This is a genomic window from Erwinia sp. S43 (assembly GCF_016624745.1).
GTDB lineage: Bacteria > Pseudomonadota > Gammaproteobacteria > Enterobacterales > Enterobacteriaceae > Erwinia > Erwinia coffeiphila.
Genome location: NZ_JACVTX010000007.1, coordinates 150717 through 169853, shown reverse-complemented (window position 1 = coordinate 169853; position 19137 = coordinate 150717). Strand labels below are relative to the sequence as shown.

At 53.4% G+C, this 19137-nt stretch carries 16 protein-coding genes, 1 tRNA gene and 1 pseudogene; 8 read left to right on the top strand and 10 right to left on the bottom strand.

From position 1 onward, the window contains the following. Positions 1-33: 33 nt before the first annotated feature. Positions 34-378, bottom strand: coding sequence for a DUF4156 domain-containing protein (locus IBT47_RS11800; protein ID WP_105592107.1), 345 nt, complete (start codon positions 376-378; stop codon positions 34-36). A 687-nt stretch (positions 379-1065) separates the two neighbouring features. Between IBT47_RS11800 and IBT47_RS11795 the strand changes: the two genes are divergently transcribed. From IBT47_RS11795 to IBT47_RS11785, 3 genes are all read left to right on the top strand, one after another. Then, entirely contained in the window at positions 1066-1722 is a 657-nt protein-coding gene (locus IBT47_RS11795; RefSeq protein ID WP_200560581.1) for a hypothetical protein, read from the top strand. 53 nt (positions 1723-1775) lie between these two features. Continuing rightward, positions 1776-2492 (top strand): fimbria/pilus chaperone family protein, encoded by a 717-nt coding sequence (locus IBT47_RS11790; protein WP_370569887.1) that lies wholly within the window; start codon positions 1776-1778, stop codon positions 2490-2492. A gap of 68 nt (positions 2493-2560) precedes the next feature. Next, a complete protein-coding gene (locus IBT47_RS11785) occupies positions 2561-4963 on the top strand; it encodes a fimbria/pilus outer membrane usher protein (protein WP_200560579.1) in 2403 nt (800 codons plus the stop codon). A 97-nt stretch (positions 4964-5060) separates the two neighbouring features. Here IBT47_RS11785 and groL read toward each other — a convergent pair whose 3' ends face one another. The 3 genes from groL to IBT47_RS11770 form a co-directional block, all read right to left on the bottom strand. Further along, positions 5061-6707 carry a chaperonin GroEL gene (gene groL, locus IBT47_RS11780; protein ID WP_105592112.1) on the bottom strand — a complete coding sequence of 549 codons (1647 nt, stop codon included), beginning with the start codon at positions 6705-6707 and terminating at the stop codon, positions 5061-5063. A gap of 47 nt (positions 6708-6754) precedes the next feature. Beyond that, on the bottom strand, positions 6755-7048 hold the full coding sequence (locus tag IBT47_RS11775) for a co-chaperone GroES (protein ID WP_105592113.1): 294 nt from the start codon (positions 7046-7048) through the stop codon (positions 6755-6757). A gap of 226 nt (positions 7049-7274) precedes the next feature. Beyond that, complete coding sequence (locus IBT47_RS11770; RefSeq protein ID WP_105592114.1) at positions 7275-7736, bottom strand: FxsA family protein; 462 nt, start codon at positions 7734-7736, stop codon at positions 7275-7277. Between the two features lie 458 nt (positions 7737-8194). On the opposite strand from IBT47_RS11770, the gene aspA reads away from it, so the two are divergent. The 5 genes from aspA to IBT47_RS11745 all read left to right on the top strand — a co-directional run bounded on the left by aspA (position 8195) and on the right by IBT47_RS11745 (position 13941). Next, positions 8195-9625 carry an aspartate ammonia-lyase gene (aspA, locus tag IBT47_RS11765; RefSeq protein ID WP_105592115.1) on the top strand — a complete coding sequence of 477 codons (1431 nt, stop codon included), beginning with the start codon at positions 8195-8197 and terminating at the stop codon, positions 9623-9625. A gap of 123 nt (positions 9626-9748) precedes the next feature. Continuing rightward, the gene (locus IBT47_RS11760) at positions 9749-11050 is read left to right on the top strand and encodes an anaerobic C4-dicarboxylate transporter (RefSeq protein WP_105592116.1); all 1302 of its coding nucleotides are present in this window, start codon (positions 9749-9751) and stop codon (positions 11048-11050) included. A gap of 178 nt (positions 11051-11228) precedes the next feature. Continuing rightward, entirely contained in the window at positions 11229-13112 is a 1884-nt protein-coding gene (locus IBT47_RS11755; RefSeq protein ID WP_200560578.1) for a protein-disulfide reductase DsbD, read from the top strand. A 64-nt stretch (positions 13113-13176) separates the two neighbouring features. Beyond that, positions 13177-13755, top strand: coding sequence for a transcriptional regulator (locus IBT47_RS11750; RefSeq protein ID WP_105592118.1), 579 nt, complete (start codon positions 13177-13179; stop codon positions 13753-13755). Between the two features lie 110 nt (positions 13756-13865). Beyond that, positions 13866-13941: transfer RNA gene (locus tag IBT47_RS11745), tRNA-Phe, on the top strand. A 377-nt stretch (positions 13942-14318) separates the two neighbouring features. Here the strand turns inward: IBT47_RS11745 and IBT47_RS11740 are convergent. The 6 genes and pseudogenes from IBT47_RS11740 to IBT47_RS11715 form a co-directional block, all read right to left on the bottom strand. Further along, the gene (locus tag IBT47_RS11740; RefSeq protein WP_200543308.1) at positions 14319-14591 is read right to left on the bottom strand and encodes a hypothetical protein; all 273 of its coding nucleotides are present in this window, start codon (positions 14589-14591) and stop codon (positions 14319-14321) included. Beyond that, positions 14575-15705 carry a PAAR domain-containing protein gene (locus IBT47_RS11735; RefSeq protein ID WP_200543306.1) on the bottom strand — a complete coding sequence of 377 codons (1131 nt, stop codon included), beginning with the start codon at positions 15703-15705 and terminating at the stop codon, positions 14575-14577. Before IBT47_RS11735 ends, IBT47_RS11740 begins: the two co-directional genes overlap by 17 nt. Positions 15706-15839: 134 nt before the next feature. Continuing rightward, positions 15840-16357 (bottom strand): annotated as a pseudogene (locus IBT47_RS11730) (transposase); the annotation flags it as partial. A gap of 231 nt (positions 16358-16588) precedes the next feature. After that, entirely contained in the window at positions 16589-17404 is an 816-nt protein-coding gene (locus IBT47_RS11725) for a TonB family protein (protein ID WP_200560577.1), read from the bottom strand. A gap of 211 nt (positions 17405-17615) precedes the next feature. Next, entirely contained in the window at positions 17616-18524 is a 909-nt protein-coding gene (locus IBT47_RS11720) for a DUF4880 domain-containing protein (protein WP_200560576.1), read from the bottom strand. Between the two features lie 20 nt (positions 18525-18544). Then, positions 18545-19057, bottom strand: a complete 513-nt coding sequence (locus tag IBT47_RS11715) for a sigma-70 family RNA polymerase sigma factor (protein ID WP_105592123.1) — start codon at positions 19055-19057, stop codon at positions 18545-18547. Between the last annotated feature and the right edge of the window lie 80 nt (positions 19058-19137).

Genomic DNA, 19137 nt, shown 5'->3' with positions numbered 1-19137 from the left:
ACTTTCAATGTAGATCGCAATGTATCAATGCGCTTACGGGCACTTATACACCTGGCCGCTCATCTTACTGTCGAGAGGTGCGAAGCTTGACCAGATATTCTGCGTTGGGCTGGTTGCACCGTAAATCACGTTACCGCCCATTTCAGCCGCACGGTTGCGCAGGTCGTTTGCCGCACCGCGCAGCGAGCTGCCTTCTCCACCCGAGCCGGAGAACCAGTTACTTTGTGAGCCGGTAACGTTACCCAGAAGCTGGCAGCTGCTGGCTGGCTGCTGGTCGGTAAAAGTCACACGCTCACCCGCAGAACTCAGAGTATTAGAAGAGCTACAGCCCGCCAGCAGCAGTGCCGCAACGGAGAGTCCCAACAAGTTAATCCGCATTATAATCCCCATTTATTATCATCAGAGTCAGGCAGACGTAAGGTGAGCCTTAGGCATCCTTTACCTGCGAAAACAGCATCATTCAGGCTACGACGTGCGCACCTACTTATACCCTTTTCGGCAGTAAAAAAAAACAGTCATGAGGTACCACTGCGTGGTGGATACCGGCGAGGGTTGTCAGGCCTGCGTGCATTAAAACGTCACACAAGGGTTACTACCTGTATATTCTTCGTTAGAATATGCGAGAAAAGGGGCGTTATAAGACCATAAACGCGCGGCGTCAGTCAGAATAGGATGCCATGAAAAAACGCTAAGTTAGAAAAAAATCAATCAATAAAAATCCAAAAACCTCACAAAACAGCCTGATTAAAAAAACCTTTAATGAGAAACATAAAACCAACAACACCATAAAAATAACATTTAACAGTTACACAACAGATATATTTCATGAGAATACAGAAAAACACTCAATTTAAAAACAGAAAAAAAAACCAAATACTCGCATCGCTGCGACATTAAAAACCATTCAAGGAAATTTAATTTTTAATAGATGACCTCCATACGAAATCCGTATAACATTTATCGCGTTATGAAGCAAAGACCATAACAACGAAGGATTGAATAAACAACCTGCTGCTTCAGTGGTACGTTTATTCTTTTAAATCTATCCGGTAAAGGAATATACTAATGAAAAAGATGACAATTCTTGTTTCTGCTGTCGCGGCGATGGCAGCCGTCAACGTAGCGAACGCAAACTCAACGGCAACCATGAATATTACGGGTAAAATTGTTCCACCAACGTGTAATATCAGCTTCAATGGTGGAACCTCGTCATCACTGAACATGGGTGCAATCAGCCCAGGCCTACTTTCAGAAGATGAATTCAGTGCGCTACCTGAATTGAAAGCCAACCTGTCGATTAGCTGCCCGGCAGCCACCCTAGTTGGCTTTAAAGCAAAAGATGTCTCAGATGGCGCGCAAAACGTTAAAATTACGGGTATGGATGTGGAAGAGTTGTTTAGCCTTGGCAGTACAGAGAGCGGTGCCTCTATTGGCGGCTATATTGTCACAATGGAAAGCGGAACGATTGATGACTCAAACATCGGCCACTTCCTGAGCTCATTTTCCGGAAAGGAGTGGGATGACATGAATTCCGGAGCCGCCCTCGATCCCACCAGCACCGTTATGTATAGCTGGTCCAGCATAAACCAAGTCCCACAGATGGGACGTCAGCACCAAATTAATCTGGTAATCAAGCCTTACATCAATGCAATGAAGGAATTAGGTACCAGCGACACTATCGAACTGAATGGCCAGGCGACCTACGATATTGTCTATCTGTAATTGCGCCTTTTTTTAATATCAATGCGGGGAACCCACGGGTTCCCCTCTTTATTATGACCAGAGGCATTATGAACTTCCGAATTTATATTCAGACTATCTTTTCTTTGATAATCTTCTCCACAACGTTTCCTTCAAATGCAATTATGAATCCTGAATCATCGATGCTATTTATTGAAGAAGCGAAAGGCGGCGGAAGTATGAACGTTAATAACCAGGAGGATCGTGAAGCATTGCTCTACGTGAAAGTCCTGAATTTACCTGACGATCCTCAGCCAAAACTTTTTGCTACTCAGCCTGTTATGCGTGTAGGAGCACATAAAACTCAACGCGTACGCTTCATTCTTGTTAGCAAGCAACCTCTGCAGCATGAACACCTGAAGCGGGTGGTATTTGAAGGAATCAATCCTAAAAAAAAGGGCAATGAAAATACCATCGATTTGAACATCCGCCACAATATCCCGGTCATTATTCATCCTAAAAGCCTACCCATTATTGCCGACCCGTGGAAAGAGCTTGTCTGGTCATTACAAGGGAACACGTTAACCGTTAACAATCCAGGAAAATACGTCGTCAGGCTGGCACAGGAAATCACGCTATTACCTTCTAATAAAACGGCTCTGCTGGAAAAAGCCTACATCCTGCCGGGACAGTCTTTAAAAGTGCAGGTAAAAACGCCTGAAATCCTGGCCTCAACGCAAAAAGTCAGCATTGAAACCCTGTCAAAATATGGTTATGAGACCGGGATGGTAGAAATGGATATCACTCACTAAGAGTGACGAGGAAAGGGATTTTGGCAACACGAAACGCCCAGGATGGCGTGATAAAAAAATCTGGAATTTTGACCAGTACGTTACTCCTTGCGATTGTTTTCAATTACGCCAAACCGGCTGAAGCCAGCAGTCAGAAAGAGAGCGCTGAAGAAAACTGGGACATGGTGGCACTTAAACGTCGCGGGATCATCTCTGAAGACATGGAAAACCTTGATGAATTAACTGCCATACCAAAAGGTCTGAATCTGGTTGATATCACTCTGAACGGTAAGTTTATTGGATCGTTTCAGGTTCAGGCTAATGACAAGGGGACGGTATGCTTTACTCCTGAGATGTTTGCATCCCTCGGGTTAATCCCACCCAAAGTCAGCAATGTAGCAGAATGCTACGACTGGATTGGTGAACAGCCCGATGCCAGCCTCGCCTGGCAGCCTGAGACACAGACGCTGAGTATTGTGGTGCCGCCGCAGTGGCTGCAACATAATGATCTGACGGCAGAATCTGGTGGCACGGCTGCACACGTTAATTATAACTCTTTCACCAACGTGAATACGTTTAAAAATGGCACTGAGCGCTACAGTTGGTTATCTCTTAACAGCGGCATCAATGTGTCCAACTGGCTACTGCGCAGCCAGCAGAATATTCAGGACGACCATGGAAAAATTACTGCGGCGGTTAACTCAACCTATCTGGAGCATTTTTTCGGCAGCCTGAATCGCATCGTACAGGTAGGTGAGGTGACTGCGCAAAACACGCTTTTTTCCATCGGCTTACTGAAAGGCGTGCAGTTATTTCCTGATGGCATGCGCTCGGATCGGGCTGACGCCAGCGGAGTCGAGATTGACGGTATCGCAAACACGCCTCAGGCCCGTGTCGAAGTTCGTCAATATGATCGGTTGATTTACAGCACCTTAGTACCTGCCGGGCCGTTTCATCTGACCAATATCCCCGTGCAAAATGTTAATGCAGAACTTCAAGTCACGGTGGTTGAAACCCAGGGTGAAAGCCACCAGTTTGTTGTTCCCGTTACGCAACTTGCGTCAGCGTCACAACCGGCACCGCAGGGGTACAGTGTGGCGATGGGGAAACTGAAAAACTATTCTGGCAGCAGCAATGTTCCGGCAATACTGACGATGAACCATAACTGGCGCCTGCTAAGTCGCTGGTCATTACGTTCCGGGGTACTGTTTAGCGACAACTATCAGTCCGTGGCCGCTTCCGTAAGCGGTAGCCCTGAATCAATAACGGGGCAGTCATTCCACCTGCAGGCAATGCTGGTGCAGAATCGCTATCAGCATAATCAAAGCGTCCAGCTGCGTGCTTACAGCAATCACAATCTGGGCAATAATCTGTCACTGAATTTGGGCGTAAAGAAAAATACCGCAGGCTTTTTAACGTTAGCAGAAGCCGCAAACCGCACCAGAAGTCGTAAGGATAACTATTACAGCAGAGATAATCTGGAAGTAAGCGTGGGCCTTGGCTGGACGACAGACTGGCTTGGAACGCTGTCGCTCACCCACAGTCGGTCAACAACGTATTCCGATGAAAGGGCCTGGCGTTATTACATGATCAACTGGAATCGACGTTTCAGCAATGGGCTACTGCTGACGGCCAGTGCCTCTCACGGCAGCGGAGGCACAAGGAACAATAACAGCGTGAACATTAATTTTAGCTGGCCGCTGGGTGAGAAGCGTTTCCGCCATTACTATCGCAGCTACGATCGGCGACGCCTGCTAGGCAGCAGCGTCAGCATGCCGTTGAACAGCCTGAGTGAATTGCAGCTTGCCGCAGAAGAAGAACATAGCGAACGTAACCGATCTCTGCAGGCTTCACTTTCCAACAACCTGCGCTATACCAATGTGAACTTTAATCTGCTTGTGGATAACAAGCATTATCGAAACTACAGCGTTAGCACTAGCGGCAGCGTGGTCGCCCACAAAGAGGGCATCACCTTCAGTAATAATCCCGTCCAGAGCACCTACGGCCTGATCAAACTCAGTAATCCGATTGCAGGTATCCCCGTTAACATTCCGGGGGGAACCACCTGGACAGATTGGCGCGGGATGGCAGTGATCCCCTCACTGGCAGCCTGGCACGATAACGCCATTGATATTGATGTCGACTGGCTTCCGAAAAATGCGGATGTCTCTAACGGGCACCGCACCCTTCGCCCCGCATATGGTTCGGTAAAAACTGTTAATGTCGCCATGCTGACAGGCACGCGGTTGTTAATGACGATATCGTTAGCCGACGGCCGGCTGTTGCCAAAAGGCAGTACCGTCTGGGACGATCGGAAAATTGTCGCTGAGGCAGTCGATGATGGTGTGGTGTTTATAGAGAATGCAGCAAACGAGGGTCAGCTACGTATCAACGTGAGTCACTCGACCGAGCAGTGTGACGTTCAGTACCGGTTGCCGCCCGACGACGACCCGGAGAGCCTGTATCAGCAGCTCACGCTTGTCTGCAAATAGCGCACCACATAGTGTACAAAGTAAAACGCCCGGCAAGGCGAAAACCTTACCGGGCGCGGCTACTCTCCCGCACTCAGGCAGTTAAGTGGCGGAGGAATTACATCATTCCGCCCATACCACCCATGCCGCCCATGCCGCCAGCACCGCCTAAATCAGGCGCGTCGCCTTTTGGCAGGTCGGTCACCATGCACTCGGTGGTGATCATCAGGCCAGCAACAGATGCCGCGTACTGCAGAGCAGAACGGGTTACTTTGGTTGGGTCCAGGATACCGAAGTCGATCATGTCGCCGTATTCTTCAGTCTGTGCGTTGTAACCGTAGTTACCTTCGCCTGCTTTCACCGCGTTGGTGACAACAGATGGCTCTTCACCGGCGTTGGAAACGATCTGACGCAGTGGAGCTTCCATTGCGCGCAGCGCAACTTTGATACCCACGTTCTGGTCTTCGTTCTGGCCACGCAGTTCCAGCAGCTTAGAAGCCACACGAACCAGCGCCACACCACCACCAGCAACCACACCTTCTTCAACCGCAGCACGGGTAGCGTGCAGGGCATCTTCAACGCGTGCTTTCTTCTCTTTCATTTCAACTTCAGTTGCTGCGCCCACTTTCAGAACGGCAACGCCGCCTGCCAGTTTCGCTACGCGCTCCTGCAGTTTTTCACGATCGTAGTCTGAAGTCGCTTCTTCGATCTGCTGACGGATCTGAGCAACACGGCCAGAGATCGCCGCTTCGTCACCGGTACCATCGATGATGGTGCTGGTGTCTTTGTTGATCACAACGCGCTTAGCCTGACCCAGATCTTCCAGGGTGGCTTTTTCCAGTTCCATACCGATCTCTTCAGAGATCACGGTACCACCGGTCAGCACAGCGATATCCTGCAGCATCGCTTTACGACGGTCGCCGAAGCCAGGTGCTTTAACCGCAGCCACTTTCACGATGCCGCGCATGGTGTTAACAACCAGAGTTGCCAGCGCTTCGCCTTCAACATCTTCAGCAACGATCAGCAGTGGTTTACCTGCTTTCGCTACCGCTTCCAGTACTGGCAGCAGTTCACGGATGTTAGAGATCTTTTTATCAGCCAGCAGGATGAATGGAGATTCCAGCTCAACTGCACCAGTTTCTGGCTTGTTGATGAAGTACGGGGACAGGTAGCCACGGTCGAACTGCATACCTTCAACCACGTCCAGCTCGTCCTGCAGGCCGGTGCCTTCTTCAACGGTGATAACGCCTTCTTTGCCCACTTTTTCCATCGCCTGAGCAATCAGTTCGCCCACGGTTTCATCGGAGTTAGCAGAGATGGTACCAACCTGAGCGATAGCTTTAGAGTCGGAGCAAGGTACGGACAGTTTTTTCAGCTCTTCAACGGCTGCAACAACGGCTTTATCGATACCGCGCTTCAGATCCATTGGGTTCATGCCAGCGGCAACGGCTTTCAGGCCTTCGTTAACGATAGACTGAGCCAGTACGGTCGCAGTGGTGGTACCGTCACCCGCTGCATCGTTAGCTTTAGAAGCAACTTCTTTCACCATCTGAGCGCCCATGTTCTCGAACTTGTCTTCCAGTTCGATTTCACGCGCTACGGACACGCCGTCTTTGGTGATGGTCGGTGCACCAAAAGATTTATCCAGAACCACGTTACGGCCTTTCGGGCCCAGGGTAACTTTTACTGCATCTGCCAGGATATTCACGCCGCGCAGCATTTTTACGCGAGCGTCATTACCGAATTTTACGTCTTTAGCTGCCATTTTCTAATTTCCCTTAAATTCGTTAGGTTCAGTGAGTTACGCGTAAATTACGCTTCAACAATCGCCAGGATGTCGTTTTCAGAGATGATCAGAACTTCTTCGTTGTCGATCTTCTCGGTTTTTGCGCCGTAGCCTTCGTTGAAAATCACTACGTCACCAACTTTCACATCCAGCGGCTTCACTTCGCCACTTTCCAGGATACGACCGTTACCTACAGCCAGCACTTCGCCACGGGTGGATTTACCCGCTGCGGAACCGGTCAGCACGATGCCGCCTGCAGATTTAGATTCAACTTCTTTACGCTTAACAATCACACGGTCGTGCAGTGGACGAATTTTCATTGATAGCTCTCCTTTGAGAAGTCCAATCAGTCTTTTGGGATGAATGCCGGGCTTCGCGCGAAGCTGGCCTCGTGACGGAAGAGATAAGGACGGAACAACCCGCTTTCAAGGGCTGGAAATTATTTTTTTTGCTTATGTCGCCGTTCGCGTGTTTTTTGAGCAGTTGACGATAAAAAAACGGCGCGACCATCAGGTCCACGCCGCCGGGGATGACGATACAACAGGCTTAACGCCGGTCGTCGCGATCGTCATGTTCGATCAGATTATTCTCTTTACGCTCATATTCACCGTCAACGGTAAACCCGCTGCTGCCGTTAGCCCCGCCGCCGCCCCAAACGCGCAGATGCGGCATCAGTTTCAGCGTCAGGTGCTTCTGCACCGGCGGCAGCAGTAGCAACAGCCCCAGGAAGTCAGTGAAAAATCCGGGGATCAGCAGCAGGAAGCCCGCCAGGATCAGCGAAACGCTTTTGACCATTTCAGCAGCCGGGCTTTCACCCGCATTCAGCTTCTGCTGCATTAACATAAAGTTTTTCATCCCCTGGTTTTTGACCAGCGAGATACCGATGCAGGAGGTAAAAATCACCAGCAGCATGGTGAGTAAGACCCCAAGGACGTGGGCAACCTGAATAAAGAGTGAAATCTCAATCCAGACCAGCACGAAGATGACTAAGAACGGTAACCAACGCACCGTATTCTCCTCTGTAAGTGACCACCCCGCTAAAGGCAGAGCGGAAGAAAATGGCGATCCTGAAGACCGATATTATAGAAGATGGGAGCGGCCCACCCCGTTTTCAACCGTAAATGTGGAAATTCATCCATCCGCATCTTTTGCCGGGACGATCACATATTATTGAAGATGTTTGAAATGGCACACGCTTTAAGTGATCTGGATTCAGTCTTTTCACTGGCAACAGAATATGATCGTGCCTGAGCGGTCACGAACGGATAAAATACGGCTCAGGGCGTTTAACGCCACGATAATCCCCGGTGACCTGATTCCGAGCTGGTTATTGTTGCTGACTTACGTTGTACACGGACCGTACGCAGGATCGATTCCGTGCTGACGAAACGTTCAGTACCTGTTGCCAGAGAAGTCAGGCGCTTAAATTGTGTAGATTTCCCGGCAGTTCTAACAAGAAGGTTCTCATGGCTAATAACATTCGTATCGAAGAAGATCTGTTAGGTATACGTGAAGTTCCGGCGGATGCTTACTACGGTGTTCATACTCTGCGTGCGATTGAAAACTTCTACATCAGTAACAGTAAAATCAGCGACATACCTGAATTTGTTCGCGGCATGGTGATGGTTAAAAAAGCCGCCGCGCTGGCAAATAAAGAGCTGCAAACTATCCCACGCAACGTCGCCAATGCGATCGTCAGCGCCTGTGATGAAGTACTGAACAACGGCAAATGTATGGATCAGTTCCCCATCGACGTGTATCAGGGCGGCGCGGGCACCTCGGTGAACATGAACACCAATGAGGTGCTGGCCAATATCGGCCTTGAGCTGATGGGCCACCAGAAAGGTGAGTATCAGTACCTGAACCCAAACGATCACGTTAACAAATGCCAGTCCACCAACGATGCCTATCCAACAGGCTTCCGCATTGCGGTGTACAGCTCAATCCTCAAACTGCTTGATGCGATTGCCCAGCTTAGTGAAGGTTTTCAGCGCAAAGCGGTGGAATTCCAGACCATCCTGAAAATGGGCCGTACCCAGCTACAGGATGCGGTGCCGATGACCCTCGGCCAGGAATTCCATGCCTTTAACGTGCTGCTGAATGAAGAGATTAAAAGCATTCTGCGCACCGCCGAACTGCTGCTGGAAGTGAACCTGGGCGCAACGGCGATCGGCACCCGACTGAATACGCCGGACGGCTATCAGCAGCTGGCGGTGCAAAAACTGGCCGAGGTCAGCGGGCTGCCGTGCGTACCGGCTGAAGATCTGATTGAAGCGACCTCCGACTGCGGTGCCTACGTGATGGTCCACAGCTCGCTGAAGCGCCTGGCCGTGAAGCTGTCGAAAATCTGTAACGACCTGCGCCTGCTCTCTTCCGGACCGCGTGCCGGCCTGAATGAAATCAACCTGCCGGAGCTGCAGGCGGGTTCTTCCATCATGCCAGCCAAAGTTAACCCGGTGGTGCCGGAAGTGGTCAATCAGGTCTGCTTCAAGGTGATTGGCAACGATATTACCGTGACCATGGCGTCTGAAGCGGGCCAGCTGCAGCTGAACGTAATGGAGCCGGTCATTGGTCAGGCACTGTTTGAATCGGTGCATATCCTGACCAACGCCTGCTATAACCTGCTGGAAAAATGCGTCGACGGCATCACCGCCAACAAAGCGGTGTGCGAAGCCTACGTGTTTAACTCCATCGGGATCGTCACCTACCTCAACCCGTATATCGGCCACCATAACGGCGATATCGTCGGTAAGATCTGTGCCGAAACCGGCAAGAGCGTACGTGAAGTGGTGCTGGAGCGCGGTCTGCTGACCGAAAGCGAGCTGGATGACATTTTCTCTACCCAGAACCTGATGTTCCCGGTTTACAAAGCAAAACGCTACACCGATGAAAACTAACAATAAGCGATTTACCCGATAGCCCTTTTAAGGCACGTCAGTTCAGCGAACGACGTGCCTTTTTACTTTCCACGGCCTACAAATCATTAACAACTTATTATCAGTAATTTAAGGAGCACATAGATGTTGCTACCCGAGCTTGTCGTTGTCCTGCTGGCTATCTACCTGGGTGCCCGGCTGGGCGGGATCGGTATTGGTTTTGCCGGGGGTTTAGGCGTGCTGGTGCTGACCCTGGGGTTCCAGATAAAACCCGGTGCCATCCCCTTTGACGTGATTGAAATTATCATGGGGGTGATTGCCGCTATTGCCGCCATGCAGATCGCCGGCGGGATGGATTACCTCGTCAATCTGGCCGAGCGCCTGCTGCGTAAGCACCCACGCTACATCACCTTTCTGGCACCGCTGGTCACCTACGGCATGACGCTGCTGGCGGGTACAGGCCATACGGCATTTTCCACCCTGCCGGTGATTGCCGAGGTGGCGAAAGAGCAGGGTGTGCGCCCTTCCCGTCCGCTATCAATAGCCGTAGTCGCCTCGCAAATTGCCATTACCGCTTCTCCTATCTCCGCCGCCGTGGTGTTTCTGGCCGCGCTGCTGGAGCCGAAAGGCGTCAGCTATCTCGGGCTGCTGGCGGTGGCGATTCCCTCAACGATGGCGGCTATTTTTGTCGCAGCGCTGGTAACCAACTTCCTCGGTAAGGAACTGAAAGACGATCCGGTTTACCAGGCACGACTGGCGAAGGGCGAAGTCACGCTGCGCGGTGCCAGTCAGTTTGAAGAAAAGCCCGGCGCGAAGCTCTCCGTCCTGCTGTTTTTAGTCGGCATCGTGGCGGTGGTGTTCTACGCCACGGCCATCAGCGACGCCGTTGGCCTGATCCAGAATCCGGTCCTGCCGCGTAACGAAGCAATCGTGGTGTTTATGCTGACCGTTGCCACGCTGATCTGCCTGACCTGCAAGGTGGACACCGGCGAGATCCTCAGCGCCAGCACCTTTAAATCCGGTATGAGCGCCTGTGTCTGCGTGATGGGCGTTGCCTGGCTGGGGGATACGTTTGTTAAAGCCCACATCGGCGAGATCCAGAGCGTTGCCGGTGAGCTGCTGGACAGCTATCCGTGGATGCTGGCTATCGTGCTGTTCTTCGCCTCCACGCTGCTCTACTCCCAGGCAGCCACCACCAAGGCGCTGATGCCTGCCGCACTGATGCTCGGCGTATCGCCGGTCACGGCAGTCGCCTCCTTCGCTGCGGTGTCCGCGCTGTTCGTGCTGCCGACCTACCCGACCCTGCTTGCTGCCGTCGAGATGGACGATACCGGCTCCACGCGCATTGGCCGCTTCGTCTTCAACCACTCTTTCCTGATCCCCGGAACGCTGGCCATTATTCTCTCCGTGGTCTTCGGCTTCCTGATTGGGCATTTAGTGCTGTAGCCAGACCAGCAGCGGGCCGCACGCCATCGTCTGCGGCCCGCTATCACGCCCTCAACTTCATCCTGAAAAGCCATCCCCGACTTGCCATGCTATTATCTGCGCTTGCCGTACAAGGAATAGCCGACAGCACCGCTTTCCGGTCTGTCTCAGCCCCAAATGGAGAGAGCCAACGCCCGTTATGATCCCACGAATTTTAACTACTTTGTTGCTGCTGCTGTGTACCCTGTTCAGCATCAGCGCCAGTGCATCGCTTTTCGGCCAGGGCAGTAACAGCCAGTTTGTGCCGGTTAATCAGGCTTTTGCTTTTGACTTCAGCCAGCAGGAAAACCAGCTTACTCTCCGCTGGCAGATCAAACCCGGCTACTACCTCTATCGTCAGCAGATGCATATCAGCGTGCAAAACGCCACGCTGGCGCAGTGGGAACTGCCTGCCGGCAAACCGCATGAGGATGAGTTCTACGGTAAAACCGAAATCTACCCGGAAAACCTGACGCTGCCGTTCACCATCCAGCAGGCGGGTAGCGGAGCGCAGCTCACCGTTACCTATCAGGGCTGCGCCGCCGTTGGATTCTGCTATCCACCGGAAACCCGCAGCGTGCCGTTGAGTGCCGTCTTCGGGCAGGAACCCGCGTCCGCGCCGGGCGCATCAGTCACAGCGCCACCAGTGGAAGACTCACCTGCCGTAGCCAGCAACCCGCCGCCTGCTGAAGCTTCACCTGCCGCAGCCAGTACCTCGTCCGCTATTGAAGCGTCGCCGGTTGCAGCTGATAACCAGTCAGCGGTTAAAAATCCACCTCTCGCCGCCAGCAACCCTTCAGCTGCAGCAACACCAGCGGAAGAATCATCCTCGCTGCCGTTTTCCCCGCTGTGGGCGTTACTGATTGGCATCGGCGTGGCCTTTACGCCCTGCGTCTTGCCGATGTATCCGCTGATTTCCGGCATCATTCTCGGCGGCAATCGTAAATTCAGTCTGGGCCGCCTGTTTATGCTGGCGATGATCTACGTTCAGGGCATGGCGCTGACCTATACGGTGATGGGTATTGTCGTTGCCGCCGCCGGGCTGCGTTTCCAGGCGGCGCTTCAGGCCCCGGCCGTGCTGATTGGCCTGTCGGTGCTGTTTATCGTTCTCGCCCTGTCGATGTTCGGCCTGTTCACACTACAGCTGCCTTCCGCTCTGCAAACCCGACTGACGCTGTGGAGCAATCGCCAGCAGGGCGGATCGCTACCCGGCGTATTCCTGATGGGCGCGCTGGCCGGGCTAATCTGTTCCCCCTGCACCACCGCGCCGCTGAGCGCGATCCTGCTGTATATCGCCCAGAGCGGCAATATGCTGGCGGGAGCCGGTACGCTCTACCTGTATGCGCTGGGTATGGGCCTGCCGCTGATCGCCATTACGCTGTTTGGCAACCGCCTGCTGCCGAAGAGCGGCCCGTGGATGCAAACGGTTAAAGAGGGCTTCGGTTTCGTGATCCTTGCCCTGCCGGTGTTCCTGCTGGAGCGGGTCATCGGCGATGTCTGGGGGCTGCGTCTGTGGAGCCTGCTCGGCGTCGCCTTCTTTGGCTGGGCGTTTATCAGCAGCCTGAAAAGCAGCCGGGGCTGGCTGCGCGTACTCCAGGTGATCCTGCTGGCGGCGATGCTGATTGCCGCACGCCCGCTACAGGACTGGGCGTTCGGCACTCAGGCAGCCAGTACTGAGGCCGCACACCTTAACTTCCAGCGCATCAGCAGCGCGGCACAGCTCGATCAGAAGCTTCAGGCCAGCGGTGGCAAAATCACTATGCTGGACCTGTATGCGGACTGGTGCGTGGCGTGTAAAGAGTTTGAGAAATATACCTTTAGCGATACGCAGGTGCAGTCAGCCCTCGGTAAAGTGCAGCTGCTGCAGGCCGATGTGACCCGCAACAGCAGTACGGACAGCGCGCTGTTGCAGCATTTGCAGGTGCTGGGGCTACCCACCATCCTGTTTTTCGATGCCGATGGTCACGAGATCCCTGGCTCACGCGTCACCGGCTTTATGAAAGCGGATGATTTCCGCCAGCATTTGCAGAAAGTGACACCATAAACAACACTAAAGTCTTATTGCGCATCCGTGGCGATGCCAGACCGGAACAGAAAAGGAGAGCCAATTGCAGCGTGAACAGGTACTCGAGCATGCCCTGAATATCCTCGAGAAATACGGATTGGCAGCAACAACCTCTCTTACCATGCTGGTCGGAGAGCTGGATTGCTCCGAAGAAGAGATCAAACGCTTCTGGCCCGATCGCGAAGCGTTGCTGTATGACGCCCTGCGCTATCACGGCGAGCAGATTGATATCTGGCGGCGCAAGCTGCTGCTGGATGATGAGCTCAGCGCCGGTCAAAAGCTGCTGGCGCGCTATCAGGTGCTGGCCGATGCGGTGAATAACCAGCGCTATCCCGGCTGCCTGTTTATTGCCGCCTGTAGCTTCTATCCGCAGGCTGACCATCCGATCCATCAGCTTGCCGAACAGCAAAAGAAAGCATCATGGCAGTATACCCACGAGCTGCTCGATACGCTGGGAGCGGAGAACTCCACGCTGGTCGCCCATCAGATGGAATTAATTCTGGAAGGCTGCCTGTCGCGCCTGCTGGTGAAACGTCAGGTGCAGGACGTTGAAACCGCCCGCAGACTGGCCGAGGATGTTCTCGCCATTGCAATGTGCCGTAAGAACGGTGCGCTTTCCTGAGCAGCTTTTGCACCATCAGAGCAAAAAGCAGGCAGTCAGCGGGGATTTAGGTATTTTTTATGACAAAGCCGTTGACGCCGAACGGCCATTACGGTTTAATGCGCCCCGTTGCCCGAATAGCTCAGTCGGTAGAGCAGGGGATTGAAAATCCCCGTGTCCCTGGTTCGATTCCGGGTTCGGGCACCAAATTTAAAGCACACTGGTTAGAAGTTAGTTTTCTAACGGGTGTCTGAATGAAGGTGGTGTTCAAAGCAACGGTGAGTGCATTTGCATCATCGAAGGTTGAATGTTTTAAACCTTAAAGAAAGGGTATCAGTTTACGCTGATGCCTTTTTTTTCGTTGGTGAAAAATAATTACCCCTGACCTCATCACGTGGTAACCATGAGTAAACTAATTCCCTCATCTCTGGTTGCTTTAAAAAAGGCCTCGCCGTGTGAGGGCTGCAAATATCTGCCGGAACGGCGGCACTCCAGTCTCGTTACAATTTCACCCACTAACAGGGGTTTATGGGTTCAATTGTCTGAAATTAGGGGAAAGGCTAAATATCTTCAGCCTTTGGCGCTTATCTCACCTTTTTGAAGATAATCAGGATAAGAGGTACACCTATTACGAAACCGTAAATCGCCGCATCAAAAACGGCATTTGTAGCTTGAGCAAGTGAATCAACAGCTTGGTAATACTCATTCAATGGAACAGGGTTTGAGACAAGGTTCTGGTTTTCTGAGAAGACCTCGAATGCTTGTGAGGCGATAAACAGACCGAGGAAGTAGCCTAAGCTAACAATGCAAATCCCTCCCCATCGGAGAATGGTTTTAGTTCTACTCGTCAATGTCATAAGAACCACCTAATACACCACCAAACGTACCACTGGAATATTGTGATAATGAATCACCGGTAGCGGCGGCTTCGGCAGCAATATGCTGAATTTTACCTTTTGGTGACTCTTGATATCGCAGTAAATTGTCCTTGTTGGGGTATATTTTTTTAAACTCTTCCGTCATTTCAATTACTGTCATTGATGAGAAGTCAGAGCTTTTTGACCCAAGATAACGCTGCAACGAGACAGGGATCGTGAAATCCTCTTCAGATTCGATAGGAATCTGCGTCGTGATGGACGTGTAGTTATGCTCGAATACTTTTGAACCAGCAAACTTGATCCCTTCAACAGAGTGAGTGGTACAGTTATTTCCCGTTACGTCGTACTCATCGATAGTGCGACCTCTTCGCTGAGTTGTTTCTTTCATCTCCGATGTTCGAATTGCTGGCTTACCTTTGTTCCAAAGATCTTCAAAGAACTGTCTCGTTTTCATCGGGTCAGCGTCATCTATTCGAAATACTCTTGCGCCCATACGGTACAGTTCCGCTCTATAGTAAACCCTCGCATCTTCACCTTGCAGAAAGTTTAAAATCCCATCACCCGTTAAATTACCTGGACCTGTTCTGCCGTAGCGACCATAAGTATAGAGATAAATAGAATTACCCTGATGAACGGATACGAAAGCGTGTCCTGCGTCGCTGGTTTCAGTCCAAATGTAAACACCGTTCAATAACGGGTTATGTTCTGGCTTACAGATGTCAGCAAAATTATTCATTTCAGGATTTGCAATTGGACCGGGGAGTACGGGAAATTCAAACGAGTGAAATTGAGCCATATTGTTTTTCGCTGGCTCTCTAGAAAATTCGTAAGTATCAAAGATGGAAGGAATAAAACGTGATTTGCAAGGACAAGAGCTACGGCTGTGCAATGTCCCGGCAATCCTTTTTCCATGTATGTCGTCGTTTTCAAGACCTCCCACAATGCGAAATCTACCGGCATGTTTACCACAGGTAACTTGATGGCCTTCGCAGGCCATGTCTCTATCAAAGTGTTGGTGATCGGGACATCCTTCAATAATTCGACCACCGCAAACGGTTTTATCCCCCCTGAATAAGTAGTGACCAATAGCCATTCATCTTCATCCTTATGTTATTTGTAAACCCATACAGAAAGTGTAGGCTTTTGGCTGTGGTGAGTAAATGCACAAACGTAATGAACTCAGGGTATGAGCACGGTTAAGTTGAGTGTCGCTTAGTTTTCACTGTTAAGGCGGTACACGCACTTGTGATTAACGTGAAGGCCTTCGCGGCGCAGTAACTGCCAGATGCAGCGATAGCCAAAACGCCTGCGCTCACGTGCCAGCTCAAGGATGCGCACTGATAAATGCGCATCAGCTGCCGGACACTGAGAATAATAGCTGCAGGTCGACAGGGACAAACCTGTAAGCCTGCAGGCACAATGTTGCGACAGACCGGTCGCATCGCACATAAACTCGACGGCTTCCCGCTTCTGGTCTGTCGTCAGTACTTTCGCTCCGGAGCCACCTGAAGTCCCTCCCTATCCAGCATGGCTTCGGCAAGCAGCTTCTTGAGTCTGGCATTTTCTTCCTGAAGCTACTTCAGGTGTTTAACCTCGGGAACCTCCATACCGCCATACTTCTTATGCAAGGTGTAGAAGGTGGCGTCGGATTTGGCGTGCTTACGGCAGTGCTCACGGGTAGAAACCCCGGCTTCAGCCTTGCGGAGGATACTGATGATCTGTTCGTCGGAAAAATGCTTCTTCATGGGGATGCCCTCATGTGGCTTATGAAGACATTACTAACATCAGGGTGTATTAATCAACGGGGAGCAGGTCAAGATGACTCAGCGGCACGATCAACACGTTGAAGACCTAAGAGTGTAAGTATCCCCAGCACCCGAAAAAAACCGGCCCTGTTGGCGGAAGTCAGTGGTGATTTTCACGGTCTGAAGGGGAAAATCAGCAGCGCCGACGGGCTACGTCGTCGGCGCTGTAGACTATTTTCGCGCTTCGCGCAGATCGAAGCGCACCGGAAGGCTGATGCTGATCTCGGCCATGCCGACGACCATCTCCGGCGGCGGCGGCGGCACCGGCGATGCGCGCAGCGGTAGCTCGGTGGTTTCCCGATCCAGCGAGCTGACGCCGCTCGAGCGCAGCAGCTTGACCGCCAGCACCCTGCCCTGGCGATCGAGGGTAATGCTTATCTGCGCTACGCCCTGCCGCTGCTGACGCAGCGCGATCGCCGGGTAGCGCTTGTAGCGGCTGAGATGCGCCAGCAGTTCGCCGCTCCACGCCGAAGCGTTGCGGCTGGGCTGGGCAGCGACCTGGCTACGCGGGGCGGCAACGGTTTTGCCCGCCATCGGCGGCGGCGCGCTGGTATCCGGCGCGGCCGCTGCGAGGGAAGGCGGGTTCGGCGGTGCCTTTTCCACCGGACGCTTCGGGGGTTTCTGCTTCTCCACCGGGGTTTTGTCAGGCTGTGCGACGGCGGTTGTGCGGTGAATCAGGGCGTCGGGTGCCTCCGTCAGCTTCGGCGCGGCCTGCCGGGTTGGCTCGGCCTGCGCGGCGATCGCCTGCACCTGGCGCACGCCGGTCGGCCTTTTCTCGCTGTCCGGCACCGATTCGGCCTGCTCGGCAACCGCCAGCAGCAGCATCGGCTGAGCGGCAGGCAGCGGCGGCGGCGGGGCTGCACGGTAGCTCAACCACAGCAGCAGCGCGCCGTGCAGCGCCAGGGTAAGCAGCCCGGCCGCGACCCGGCGGCGCTGCCGCTGCGGTGCGGGAAGCGGGCTGGAGGGAAGGACGGAGTGAGCGATCATAAGCAGCAGTACCCGGATTGGCCGTAAAAGGTGCCCGATATGCCTGAAAACAATCGGGGGATTACCCTGAGGTCACCCGAGTGGAGAGAAACGGGCAGAACTGCGATGAATTATGGGGTTATTTATCTTAAATTGTCTTCACTGTAGTTTTATATTCTACTGAGAATATTAACACCACTCTTTTTAAGCGTATTCGTCTGTTAATGGCCGACTATGAGATGCTGATGAAGTATTTCGATAGCGAGCTGACCTGAACCGGCAGCGTGCCTGGCAGCGAGGCAATAATCCGATCGGTGTCAGCGAGCGGGAAGGCACCCGACAGCCGCAGGCCTGCGACCTGCTGACCGCAGCGGATTACGCCGCGACGGTAGCGCGCCAGCTCGGCGAGAAAGTCATCCAGTCGCATATTGTCGGCGTACAGCATTCCCTGCTGCCAGCCGGGTTCCCCGCTGACCCTGCCCACCTCGTGGAAACCGCTGAGATTCAACCGACCGCCGTAGCCCGCGTTGAGGGTGGTGCGCTGGCCATCCAGAGGCATGACGCTGAGCTGGCCGTGATAGACCGCAAGCTCGCTATAGTCGTCATGCAGCCGCAGGCTGAACCGGCTGTTGTGTGACTGTACTCTGCCCTGCGGCAGCGACAGCTGCAGCGGCATGCCGTTGCGCGGTGAGGAGACCAGCATTTCGCCCTGCAGCAGGCTGAGCTGCGGCAGGCTGACGTTCACCGCGGTCTGCGTGTTCAGCAGCAGATCGGTGCCGTCGCTCAGCGTGACCCGCTGCTGCTCGCCGATCGCCGTGCGGTAGTCGGCCTGCCACGATCGCCAGGGCAGCACCCCTGCGCCGACCGCGCCGATCAGACCAACGCCGGCCGCGCAGCGCAGCAGCCGACGGCGCTGCGGGTTGGCGACCGTCGACAGGCTGCGGTGTGCCGCTTCGCCGTTCAGCTGCGAGAACTGCGAAGAGAAGCGGCTGATATGCTGCCAGGCCCGCACGTTTTCCGGGCTGGCCGCCAGCCAGCGCTGCCAGCCGTCCTTATCCTCGCCGTTCGCCTCTTCCGACATCAGCTGCGTCAGCCACGCCACCGCCTCGCGTGCGCTCTGCGGGTCAATTTCTTCGGCCATCGCGCCTCCCTCCGCCGTCATCACGCAGAAAGCGCAAAGAAGCAGTGCAGGTTGGCACGCTGTAGGTACTGTTTCACCGAGCTGGTTGAGACACGCAGGCGTTCTGCTATGTCGCTGTAGCGCATGCCCTGCAGGTGCGCCAGCAGGAACGCTTCGCGCACGTGCGGCGGCAGCCCGTCCAGCGCCCGGTCAAGCTGCTCCAGCATTTCAATCGCCTGTTGGCGCACTTCCGGCGAGGGGATCGCCTCTTCCGGCAGCTCGGCGAGCGCCTGCAGGTAGTGCTCTTCAATCTTTTTACGGCGGTAGAAGTTGGCGACCAGGCGGCGTGCCACCGTCGCCAGGAACGGGCGAGGCTCGCGGATCGTTAACAGCTGCGGGCTGAGCAGGATGCCCATAAAGGTATCCTGTGCCAGATCTTCCGCATGGGACGCGCAGCTGACCCTGTTGCGCAGCCAGCTGCACAGCCAGCTGTGATGCTCAAGGTAGAGCTGTTCGGCAAAACCGTGGGACGCTGCGCTCTGTTTCCTCGCCATGCAAAACACCCGATAGCAATGATAGTGAAAATAACAATCATTATTATTTAGATAATGTAAATGGCGTGTCAAGTTATTGC